This is a genomic window from Micromonospora sp. NPDC051300 (assembly GCF_044455315.1).
Taxonomy (GTDB): Bacteria; Actinomycetota; Actinomycetes; order Mycobacteriales; family Micromonosporaceae; genus Micromonospora; species Micromonospora robiginosa.
Map to the genome: position 1 here is coordinate 390138 of NZ_JBITEP010000002.1, position 10214 is coordinate 400351.

The following is a 10214-nucleotide window of genomic DNA, read 5'->3' on the forward strand; positions in this document are numbered from 1 at the left end:
TCTTCAGCGACGGAGCGTCCCTCCCTTGAACTTCGACGGACTGTTCTCCAACTTCGGGGAACTCACCACGACCGGCCTGACACAGGGTGCGATCTACGCCCTGGTCGCGCTCGGCTACACGCTTGTCTACGGCGTGCTCAGGCTCATCAACTTCGCCCACTCCGAGGTGTTCATCGCGGGCGCGTTCGCCGCGATCTGGACCTGGAACGGTTTCGGTCTCGACCAGAACTCCCAGGTCAGCGGCGTCGGCTCGATCCTGTTCTATCTGCTGGTGGCGATGATCGTGGCGGCCATCGCCTCGGCCGGCACCGCGACGGTGATCGAGCGGGTGGCGTACCGTCCGCTGCGCAAGCGCAACGCGCCTCCGCTGGCGTTCCTGATCACCGCGATCGGCGCCTCGATCGCGATCTCCGAGGCGTTCGGCGTCTACACCCGACGCCTGCCCGAGGGTGCGCCGTCGCTGGTCAGCTCGAAGCCGCTGTTCCACGTCGCCGGCGTGCCGATCGACAGCATCCAGCTGCTCACCATCGGCGCCGCGCTGGTGATGATGTTCGCGCTGGACCAGTTCATCAACCGCAGCCGCACCGGCCGCGGCATCCGGGCGGTGGCGCAGGACGCCAACACGGCGGCCCTGATGGGTGTGAACAAGGACCGGATCATCCTGATGGTCTTCATCGCCGGCGGCACCATGGCCGGTGTCGCGGGCCTGCTCTACGACGTGCGGATCCAGACGCTCACCTACAGCGTCGGCTTCCTGCTGGGCCTCAAGGCGTTCACCGCGGCGGTGCTCGGCGGCATCGGCAACCTGCGGGGCGCGCTCGTCGGCGGCCTGCTGCTGGGCGTCGTGGAGAACTACGCCTCGGGTCTGTTCGGCAGTCAGTGGAAGGACTTCGCCGCGTTCGCGGTGCTCGTCGTGCTGCTGATGTTCCGCCCGACCGGCCTGCTGGGCGAATCACTGGGGAGGGCACGCGCATGACGACGACGGTAAATCCGCCGAGCCCGGAGCAGCAGGAGGGGATCGGGGTCCGGCTGCGGCAGGGCCGGGAGGCGATCGCGGACCGCTGGCACCACGCGCCGCGCTGGGTGCGCTGGGTGTTGCTGGCCGCGGTCATCGTGTTCTTCTACGCGCTGCCGAACAAGGAGTTCTACCAGTACCTCGGGCCGATCCCGACGCCCGGCGCGAACTTCACCCAGGTGCTCTTCACCGTCTCGATCTACGTGTTGCTTGCGGTCGGGCTGAACATCGTGGTCGGGTTCGCCGGCCTGCTCGACCTCGGTTACTTCGGCTTCTTCGCGGTCGGCGCGTACACCGTCGCGGTGCTCACCTCGCCGAGCAGCAACATCAAGACGCTGTGGCCGTGGCTGCTGGTGGTGCCGATCGCGATCGCGCTGACCATGGTCTCCGGCGTCATGCTGGGCACGCCGACGCTGCGCCTGCGCGGCGACTACCTGGCGTTGGTGACGCTCGGCTTCGCCGAGATGATCCGGATCGCGGCGGTCAGCTCCACGTTCCTCAAGGGGCAGCGGGGCTTCAGCGAGATCCCGCACCCGCCGGGCAAGTACGCCGACGGGCGGCCGTTCTTCGGGGTGCTCGACGCCCGCCCGTACTACTGGCTGGTGCTCACGCTGATCATCCTGGTGGTGATCGGGGTGCGGAACCTGACCCACAGCCGGGTCGGCCGGGCCTGGATCTCGATCCGGGAGGACGAGGACGCGGCCCAGTTGATGGGCGTGCCCACGTTCAAGTTCAAGCTGTGGGCGTTCGCCTCCGGCGCGGCGATCGCCGGCCTGGCCGGGGCGTTGTTCGCGGGCAAGCAGAACTTCGTCAACTCGCAGAACTTCGAGCTGCTCAACTCGATCATCATCCTGGCCGCGGTCATCTTCGGCGGCTCCGGCAACATCGTCGGCGCGATCGTCGGCGGCGGCCTGGTGGCGTACATGATCGAGCGGTTCCGCGGCATCGAGCTGTTCGGCATCGAGCTGTACGAGTACCGGTTCCTCTTCTTCGGCCTGGTGCTCGTGATCATGATGATCTTCCGGCCGCAGGGCCTGATCCCGAACCGGCGACGAGCGGCGGAGTTCAAGGACCGCCGCAAGGAGGTGATCGTCGGTGAGTGACACCGAACAGACCCCGGCCGTTCCGGCCCAGGCGGCGGCGCCCGCCGTCGAGACGGTGGACAAGCGCGAGCCGTTGTTGGAGGTCGACCACGTCACGCTGCGCTTCGGCGGCGTGGTGGCCCTCAACGACGTGGACTTCACCCTCTACAAGGGCGAGATCCTCGGGCTGATCGGGCCCAACGGCGCGGGCAAGACCACCTGCTTCAACGCGATGACCGGCATCTACCAGCCCACCGAGGGGCAGATCCGGTTCCGGGGCGAGAAGATCAGCGGCAAGAAGCGCCACCAGATCACCCGGATGGGCATGGCCCGCACGTTCCAGAACATCCGGCTCTTCCCGGAGATGACCGCGCTGGAGAACGTCCAGGTCGGCGCGGACGCGCACCACAAGACCAGCGTGATCTCCGCGCTGCTGCGGCTGCCGCGGCACTGGAAGGAGGAGCGCGAGGGGCGGGAGAAGGCCGAGCGCCTGCTGGAGTTCGTCGGCATCCTTCCCCGGATGCACGAGTTCGCCCGCAACCTGTCCTACGGCGAGCAGCGGCGTCTGGAGATCGCCCGCGCGCTCGCCACCGACCCGGTGCTGCTCTGCCTGGACGAGCCGGCCGCCGGCTTCAACCCGGCCGAGAAGGAGGAGCTGCTCCAGCTCATCCGGCAGATCCGGGACCAGGGTGTGACCGTGCTGCTGATCGAGCACGACATGCGCCTGGTGATGGGCGTGACCGACCGGATCGTGGTCCTGGAGTTCGGAAAGAAGATCGCCGAGGGGCTGCCCGCCGAGGTGCGGGACAACCCGAAGGTGGTCGCGGCGTACCTGGGGGTGCCGGACGATGCTGCTTGAGATCGAGGACGTGAGCCTGCTCTACGGGCGGATCCAGGCGCTGCACGGCATCAGCCTGACCGTGGACGAGGGCGAGATCGTCGCGCTGATCGGCGCGAACGGCGCCGGCAAGTCCACCACCATGCGGGCGATCTCCGGCATCCGGCCGATCGCCACCGGCAGCATCAGGTTCGCCGGTGAGGACATCTCCAAGCTCCGGGCCGACCTGCGGGTCCGGCGCGGGCTGTGCCAGGCGCCCGAGGGCCGGGGCATCTTCCCCGGCATGACGGTGCTGGAGAACCTCGACATGGGCGCGTACACCCGGCGGGACAAGGCCGGCATCGCGCAGGACATGGCGCGGGTGCTGGACCTGTTCCCCCGGCTGGCCGAGCGGCGCAAGCAGCCCGGTGGCACCCTCTCCGGCGGCGAGCAGCAGATGCTCGCGGTCGGCCGGGCGCTGATGAGCCGGCCGAAGCTGCTGCTGCTCGACGAGCCGTCGATGGGTCTCGCGCCGATGCTGATCCAGCAGATCTTCACCATCATCACGGAGATCAACCAGCAGGGCACCACCGTCCTGCTGGTGGAGCAGAACGCCCAGCAGGCACTGGCCCGCGCCCACCGGGCGTACGTGCTGGAGACCGGCCGGATCGTCAAGAGCGGCACCGGCGCGGAGCTGCTGCACGACCCCTCGGTCAAAGAGGCCTACCTCGGCGTGGCCTGACCGACGCCCCCCTCGCAAAAGGAGTACCCCATGGTCCACCCCAACCCCGGCCGGCGGGCGGCGCTCGGCGTCGCCGGCGCGGCAGTCCTCCTGCTCTCCCTCGCCGCCTGCGGCGAGGAGGAGGGCACCGAGCAGCCCGGCGGCGGCCCCAGCGTCTCGTCGTCGGTCGACGCCGCGCTGGCCGCGAAGGTCCCGGACGCGATCAAGTCGGACGGCAAGATCGTCGTCGGCACCGACTCGACGTACGCCCCGGCGGAGTTCCTCGACTCCGACGGAAAGACCGTCATCGGCTTCGACGTGGAGCTGTTCACCGCCGTGGCGGCCAAGCTCGGCCTCAAGGCGGAGTTCGTCTCGGCGCCGTTCGGCGACATCATCACCGGCGTCAACTCGGGCAAGTACGAGGTCGGCGTCTCGTCGTTCACGATCAACGACGAGCGCAAGGGCCAGGCCAACATGGTCAGCTACTTCCAGGTCGGCACCCAGTGGGTGACCAAGAAGGGCAACCCGGCCGGCGTCGCGCTGGACAACGCCTGCGGCAAGAAGATCGCGGTGCAGAAGGACACGGTCCAGGTCGAGGACATCCAGAAGCGGTCCAAGACGTGCACCGACGCAGGCAAGCCGGCGATCAGCATCGACCAGTTCCCGGGCCAGGACGCCGCCACCGCGGCGGTCGTCTCCGGCAAGGACGACGCGATGCTCGCCGACTACCCGGTCGGGGTGTACGCGGTGACCCAGTCCAACGACGCCCTGGAGCTGCTGGACAAGCAGTACGAGGCGGCCCCGTACGGCTACGTGGTGGCCAAGGACCAGGCGCAGTTCGCCGAGGCGGTGCGCGACGCCACCAAGGCGCTGGTCACCGACGGTTCCTACAAGCAGGTGCTGGACAAGTGGAAGGTGGGGGACGGCGCGATCACGGATCCCGCGATCAACCCGTGACGACATGACCACCGAGGAAGCGACAACCGCACGGGCGCGGCCGGAACCGATCAAGGCCGTGCCCGTGCGGCACCCGGGACGATGGGTCGCGGTGGCGGTGCTCGCCGTGCTGACCGCGATGTTCGTCCACCTGTTGGTGACCAACGAGGCCTTCAACTGGTCCTTCATGGTCGACAAGATGTTCCGGCCGCCGATCATCGAGGGGCTGCTGCGCGGCACCGTGGTGATGACGGTCAGCGCGATGCTGATCGGCGTCACGCTCGGCGTGGTGATCGCCGTGATGCGGCTCTCCGACAACCCGATCCTGCGGGGGGTGGCCTGGCTCTACACCTGGTTCTTCCGGGCCGTGCCGCGGTTGGTGCTGCTCGCCGTGTTCGGCAACATCGGCATCCTGTGGAGTCGGGTCGAGTTCGGCGTGCCGTTCGACACCCAACTCGGCCAGTTGTTCGGCATCGACAACCTGCAACTGCGGTTGTTCGGGTTCTCCTCCCGGGACATCCTCACCGGCTTCATGGCCGGCCTGCTCGGCCTCGCGCTCTCCGAGGCCGCGTACATGGCGGAGATCGTCCGGGCCGGCATCCAGTCGGTCGACGAGGGGCAGACCGAGGCGGCCCAGGCGCTCGGCCTGAGCCGGGGCCAGTTGCTGCGCCGGGTGGTGCTGCCGCAGGCCATGCGGGTCATCATCCCGCCGACCGGCAACGAGACCATCGCCATGCTCAAGGACACCTCGCTGCTGCTCTACGTCCCGGTGAGCGTGGAGCTGTTCTTCCAACTCGACGCCGTCGGCAAGCGGACGTTCCAGATCTTCCCGATGTACGTCGCGGCCTGCCTCTGGTACCTGTTCCTGACCAGCATCCTGCTGGTCGGCCAGTATTTCCTGGAACGCCACTTCGGCAAGGGCTACGGGACCGCGCAGCGGGCCCGGGACCGGCTGCACACGCTGGCCGCCGAGACCGGTGGCGGCGGCGGAGGAGGGGCGGGGACACCGTGACCGAGTTGATCGTTCCGAATCAGGCCACCGCCCCGACGGCCGAATCCGGCCTGATGGTGCGGGCCGAGCAGGTGCACAAGTCGTTCGGGCCGCTGGAGGTGCTCAAGGGCATCGACCTGGAGGTCCGCGCCGGCGAGGTGTGCTGCCTGCTCGGGCCCTCCGGTTCCGGCAAGTCGACGTTCCTGCGTTGCATCAACCACCTGGAGAAGATCGACGCCGGCCGGATCTGGGTGGACGGCGACCTGATCGGCTACCGGGAGCGCGGCGGGAAGCTGCACGAGATGCGGGACAAGGAGGTGGCCGCGCAGCGCCGGGCGATCGGCATGGTGTTCCAGCGGTTCAACCTCTTCCCGCACATGACCGTGCTGGGCAACGTCATCGAGGCGCCGGTGCTGCTGCGCCAGTCGAAGAAGGCGCAGGCCCGGGAGCGGGCCGCGGAGCTGCTGGAGCGGGTGGGGCTGGGGGACAAGCTCGGCGCGTACCCGGGTCAGCTCTCCGGCGGCCAGCAGCAGCGGGTGGCGATCGCCCGGGCGCTGGCCATGCAGCCGAAGCTGATGCTCTTCGACGAGCCGACAAGCGCGCTCGACCCGGAGCTGGTGGGCGAGGTGCTGGACACGATGAAGGACCTGGCCCGCGACGGCATGACGATGATCGTGGTGACCCACGAGATCGGCTTCGCCCGGGAGGTCGGCGACCACCTGGTCTTCATGGACGGCGGCGTGGTGGTCGAGCAGGGCGACCCGCGCGAGGTGATCGCGGCCCCGCAGCACGAGCGGACCAAGGCGTTCCTGGCCAAGGTGCTCTGACGGGTCCGGTGCGGCGCGCGCCGCACCGGACCCCTCCGGTCAGTTCACGTAGCCCCGGAGCAGCCAGCCCGGGCTCTGCGGCTCGCAGACGTAGGTCTGGTAGGTGCCGCTGTTGACCCGGGACTGCCCGACCGAGATGCACTTGGACTGGAGCGTGTACACCCCGCCGTTGACCCAGCCGGCGAACGCCGGACCGCTCAGCACGGTCAGCGCGCCGGCGGTGGCGAGCGCCGGTACCAGAATTCGGACACCCCATCGTCGCATCGAGTCCTCCTTGACCTGCCATCGACTGATCTCCATACCGTAACGGTCCGGTCGCGATCCGTGGGGGCCGGTCGTGCCGGGGATGTCGGGCGTACGGACTAGAGTCGCTGCCGTGACAGCTACGACGCCGCGCCTGCTCCTCGTCGACGGACACTCCCTGGCATACCGGGCCTTCTTCGCCCTGCCTGTGGAAAACTTCTCCACCACCACGGGGCAGCCGACCAACGCCGTCTACGGCTTCACCTCGATGCTGATCAACGTGCTGCGCGACGAGCAGCCGACGCACATCGTGGTCGCGTTCGACGTCTCCCGCCGCTCCTTCCGCACTGAGAAATACTCCGAGTACAAGGCCGGCCGCAGCGAGACCCCGACCGACTTCAAGGGCCAGGTGAGCCTGGTCAAGGAGGTCCTCGCGGCGCTGCGGGTGCCGGTGGTGGAGAAGGAGGGCTACGAGGCCGACGACGTCATCGCCACGCTCGCCTGCCAGGCCCGCGACCAGGGCATGGACGTGTTGATCACCTCCGGTGACCGGGACGCGTTCCAGCTCGTCGGCGACCAGGTCACCGTGCTCTACCCGCGCAAGGGCGTCTCCGACCTGGCCCGGATGGACCCGGCCGCGGTCGAGGCGAAGTACGGCGTCACCCCCGACCGCTACCGCGACCTGGCCGCCCTGGTCGGCGAGACGAGCGACAACCTGCCCGGCGTTCCGGGTGTCGGCCCGAAGACCGCGGCCAAGTGGATTAACCTCTACGACGGGGTCGAGGGCGTGGTGGCCCGCGCCGACGAGATCAAGGGCAAGGCCGGCGACAGCCTGCGCGAGCGGCTGGCCGACGTGATCCGCAACTACGAGATCAACTGCCTGGTCACCGACCTGGAGCTGCCACTGCGTCCGGAGGACGCCCGCTGGCAGGGCTGGGACCGGGAGGCCGTGCACCAGGTCTTCGACACGCTCCAGTTCCGCATCCTGCGCGACCGGCTCTACCAATACCTGGAGGCCGTCGAGCCGGAGGCCGAGGCGGGCTTCGAGCTGGCCGGCGAGGTGCTGACCGAGCCGGGCGCGCTGGCCGGCTGGCTGGACACGCACGCCCCGACGGGTGCGCCGGTCGGCCTGGCCGCCACGCTCGACACCGGCCCCAACCGCCGGCACACCGCGACCGTCACCGGGATGGCGCTGGCCACCGCCGGCGGCGCGGCCGCCTGGTTCGACCCGGCCCGGCTGGAGGCCGACGACGAGGCCGCCCTGGCCGGCTGGCTGGCCGACGCCGGGCGTCCCAAGGTGCTGCACGACAGCAAGCCGGCGGTGCTGGCGTTCGCCGCGCACGGCTGGGACCTGCGGGGCATCGCCCGCGACACGCAGATCGCCGCCTACCTGGCCCGCCCCGACCAGCGCTCCTACGACCTCACCGACCTGGCCCTGCGTTACCTGCACCGGGAGCTGCGCGTCGACGCCCCGGAGACCGGCCAGCTCACCCTGGACGGGTTCGGCGACGAGGGTGCCGCCGAGCAGAACCTGATGCTCCAGGCCCGGGCCACTCTCGACCTGGCCGACGCGATCGACGCCGAGCTGTCCCGCGACGGCGAGCAGTCCGCCCGGCTGATGGCCGAGGTGGAGCTGCCGCTGATGCGGGTGCTCGCCGAGATGGAGCGCACCGGCATCGCCGCCGACACCGACTATCTCTCCGAGTTGGAGGCGCACTTCGCCGCCGAGGTGAAGGCCGCCGCGCAGGGCGCCTACGAGGTGGTCGGCCGGGAGTTCAACCTGGGCTCGCCCAAGCAGTTGCAGGAGATCCTCTTCACCGAGCTGGCGCTGCCCAAGACCAAGCGGATCAAGACCGGCTACACCACCGACGCCGACGCCCTGCAGTGGCTCTACGCGCAGACCGAGCACCCGCTGCTGCACCACCTGCTGCGCCACCGCGACGTGGCCAAGCTCAAGTCGACTGTCGACGGGCTGCTCAAGTCGGTCTCCGACGACGGCCGGATCCACACCACGTTCAACCAGACAGTGGCCGCGACCGGGCGGCTCTCGTCGACCGAGCCCAACCTGCAGAACATCCCGATCCGCACCGAGGAGGGGCGGCGGATCCGCCGCGCGTTCGTCGTCGGCGAGGGCTACGAGTGCCTGCTCACCGCCGACTACAGCCAGATCGAGATGCGGATCATGGCGCACCTGTCGACGGACGACGCGCTGATCGAGGCGTTCAACTCGGGGCACGACTTCCACGCCGCGACCGCCTCCTCGGTCTTCACCGTCGAGGTCGGCGACGTCACCCCCGACCAGCGCCGCAAGATCAAGGCGATGAACTACGGCCTGGCGTACGGGCTGAGCGCGTTCGGCCTGTCCCAGCAGCTCGGCATCAGCGCCGAGGAGGCGCGCGGGCTGATGGAGAACTACTTCGCCGGCTTCGGCGGGGTCCGCGACTACCTCCACGAGGTGGTGGCCCGGGCCCGCCAGGACGGCTACACCTCCACCATCCTGGGCCGCCGCCGCTACCTGCCCGACCTGGTCAGCGACAACCGGCAGCGCCGGGAGATGGCCGAGCGGATGGCGCTCAACGCCCCGATCCAGGGCTCGGCGGCCGACATCATCAAGGTCGCCATGCTGCGCGTCGACGCCGCGCTGCGCGACGCCGGCCTGCGCTCGCGGATGCTGTTGCAGGTGCACGACGAGCTGGTCTTCGAGGTCGCGCCGGGCGAGCGGGAGGCGCTGGAGACCCTGGTGCGCACCGAGATGGGCGCCGCCCACCCGCTGTCGGTGCCGATGGAGGTGTCGGTGGGCGAGGGCCGCGACTGGAACAGCGCCGACCACTGACCCGACCCGACACTCACATGCCGAGCAGCCCGGGCATCGCGTTGACCGCGCCGTGCACCACCAGCGGCGGCCACATCCGGCGATACCGGGACCACAGATAGCCGAGGAAGAGCCCCTGCACCCCCTGGTTGACAGCCACCGAGGCCAGGTCGGTGCCGGGGCGGCCGCTGCCCTGGATGGCGACGTGCCACGCCGCCCAGACCAGCGACGCCAGCACGATCGCCGGCCAGCGGCCCAGCAGCGACTCCCACCTCGTCTGCAACCAGCGCCGGTAGAAGACCTCCTCCAGCAGCGCGTTCACCACGAACACCACCAGCACGGTGACGACCAGCTCGACCGGCGTGACGGTGCGCCCCCAGCCGCTGGCGGGGACCGCCAGCGGGGTCGCCGTAGCTGAGCGCCAGCCACGCCGCCACCGGCAGCGCGGGCCCCCAGCGGTGGGCGGCGTCCGCCGGGGCCGGCCCGGGACGCCACCGCGGCGGCCACCGCCGGGCGACCAGGAACACCCCGACCGGTACGCCGAGCAGCAGCACGAGCTTCACCACGGTGTACGCCGGCTCGCCACCGAGCAGCGGCATGATCGCGGCGAACGCGACGCCGGCCAGCAGCAGCGGCGTCGCCTCCCGCCACGGCGCGACCGGGTCCGGCCACCGAGGGATGCTCCTATGGATGTCAAGCGGCGAGTTTAAGATCGTTTGAGGTGATGATCTGGTAGAGCTCGCGGGCGACGTAGCGTTTGAGGCATCGGA

Annotated in this window: 10 protein-coding genes; 8 read left to right on the forward strand and 2 right to left on the reverse strand. The window is 69.7% G+C overall.

Features of this window, described 5'->3' with window-relative positions; translation table 11 throughout:
• Positions 1–25 precede the first annotated feature (25 nt).
• Genes ACIA5A_RS04865 through ACIA5A_RS04895 form a run of 7 tightly spaced genes read left to right on the forward strand, consistent with a single transcriptional unit; the run spans position 26 to position 6389 of the window.
• Complete coding sequence (locus ACIA5A_RS04865) at positions 26–976, forward strand: branched-chain amino acid ABC transporter permease (protein ID WP_181569437.1); 951 nt, start codon at positions 26–28, stop codon at positions 974–976.
• Complete coding sequence (locus ACIA5A_RS04870; protein WP_396756462.1) at positions 973–2118, forward strand: branched-chain amino acid ABC transporter permease; 1146 nt, start codon at positions 973–975, stop codon at positions 2116–2118. The genes ACIA5A_RS04865 and ACIA5A_RS04870 overlap by 4 nt, the downstream gene beginning before the upstream one ends.
• Positions 2111–2956: an ABC transporter ATP-binding protein gene (locus ACIA5A_RS04875; protein WP_396756464.1), complete on the forward strand. Its 846-nt coding sequence runs from the start codon at positions 2111–2113 to the stop codon at positions 2954–2956. The genes ACIA5A_RS04870 and ACIA5A_RS04875 overlap by 8 nt, the downstream gene beginning before the upstream one ends.
• A complete protein-coding gene (locus ACIA5A_RS04880; RefSeq protein WP_396756466.1) occupies positions 2946–3656 on the forward strand; it encodes an ABC transporter ATP-binding protein in 711 nt (236 codons plus the stop codon). Before ACIA5A_RS04875 ends, ACIA5A_RS04880 begins: the two co-directional genes overlap by 11 nt.
• Before the next feature lie 30 nt (positions 3657–3686).
• Positions 3687–4592, forward strand: a complete 906-nt coding sequence (locus tag ACIA5A_RS04885; RefSeq protein WP_396756468.1) for an ABC transporter substrate-binding protein — start codon at positions 3687–3689, stop codon at positions 4590–4592.
• A 4-nt stretch (positions 4593–4596) separates the two neighbouring features.
• The gene (locus ACIA5A_RS04890; RefSeq protein WP_396756470.1) at positions 4597–5583 is read left to right on the forward strand and encodes an amino acid ABC transporter permease; all 987 of its coding nucleotides are present in this window, start codon (positions 4597–4599) and stop codon (positions 5581–5583) included.
• A 53-nt stretch (positions 5584–5636) separates the two neighbouring features.
• Positions 5637–6389, forward strand: coding sequence for an amino acid ABC transporter ATP-binding protein (locus ACIA5A_RS04895; RefSeq protein WP_396756519.1), 753 nt, complete (start codon positions 5637–5639; stop codon positions 6387–6389).
• Positions 6390–6428: 39 nt separating this feature from the next.
• Here the strand turns inward: ACIA5A_RS04895 and ACIA5A_RS04900 are convergent, their stop codons facing one another.
• Positions 6429–6689 (reverse strand): hypothetical protein, encoded by a 261-nt coding sequence (locus tag ACIA5A_RS04900; RefSeq protein ID WP_396756472.1) that lies wholly within the window; start codon positions 6687–6689, stop codon positions 6429–6431.
• Positions 6690–6765: 76 nt separating this feature from the next.
• Between ACIA5A_RS04900 and polA the strand changes: the two genes are divergently transcribed.
• Entirely contained in the window at positions 6766–9465 is a 2700-nt protein-coding gene (gene polA / locus ACIA5A_RS04905; protein WP_396756474.1) for a DNA polymerase I, read from the forward strand.
• Between the two features lie 13 nt (positions 9466–9478).
• On the opposite strand, the gene ACIA5A_RS04910 is transcribed toward polA, so the two are convergent.
• Positions 9479–9775, reverse strand: coding sequence for a lysostaphin resistance A-like protein (locus ACIA5A_RS04910; protein ID WP_396756476.1), 297 nt, complete (start codon positions 9773–9775; stop codon positions 9479–9481).
• Positions 9776–10214 lie beyond the last annotated feature (439 nt).

Coding starts and splice junctions, on each gene's coding strand:
- ACIA5A_RS04870 (WP_396756462.1), top strand. CDS start 973: ATGACGACGACGGTAAATCCGCCGAGCCCGGAGCAGCAGGAGGGGATC.
- ACIA5A_RS04880 (WP_396756466.1), top strand. CDS start 2,946: ATGCTGCTTGAGATCGAGGACGTGAGCCTGCTCTACGGGCGGATCCAG.
- ACIA5A_RS04885 (WP_396756468.1), top strand. CDS start 3,687: ATGGTCCACCCCAACCCCGGCCGGCGGGCGGCGCTCGGCGTCGCCGGC.
- ACIA5A_RS04890 (WP_396756470.1), top strand. CDS start 4,597: ATGACCACCGAGGAAGCGACAACCGCACGGGCGCGGCCGGAACCGATC.
- ACIA5A_RS04895 (WP_396756519.1), top strand. CDS start 5,637: ATGGTGCGGGCCGAGCAGGTGCACAAGTCGTTCGGGCCGCTGGAGGTG.
- ACIA5A_RS04900 (WP_396756472.1), bottom strand. CDS start 6,689: ATGGAGATCAGTCGATGGCAGGTCAAGGAGGACTCGATGCGACGATGG.